The sequence below is a fragment of the Undibacterium sp. RuTC16W genome, assembly GCF_049339445.1.
Taxonomy (GTDB): Bacteria; Pseudomonadota; Gammaproteobacteria; order Burkholderiales; family Burkholderiaceae_D; genus Undibacterium.
Window position 1 is genome coordinate 1 of the sequence record NZ_JBMPPE010000126.1, and the last position, 281, is coordinate 281.

Sequence of the window (281 nt, forward strand, 5' to 3'; positions counted from 1 at the left end):
GGTGATAGCCCAAATTACATCATTCCAGTCGCGCGCATTGACGTCATCATCGCAAACAATTACAAACTTAGTGTACATAAATTGGCGCAAGAACGACCATACACCCATCATCACCCGTTTTGCATGACCAGGATATTGTTTTTTCATAGTCACTACGGCCATGCGGTAAGAGCAACCTTCAGGCGGTAAGTAAAAATCGACAATTTCAGGGAACTGTTTTTGTAAAATTGGCACGAACACTTCGTTAAGCGCCACACCTAAAATAGCCGGTTCATCAGGCG

The 281-nt window shown here is 44.1% G+C and carries 1 pseudogene; it reads right to left on the reverse strand.

Annotated features, from left to right (window positions below):
* Positions 1–281 (reverse strand): annotated as a pseudogene (locus ACO0K4_RS19795) (3-octaprenyl-4-hydroxybenzoate decarboxylase); the annotation flags it as partial.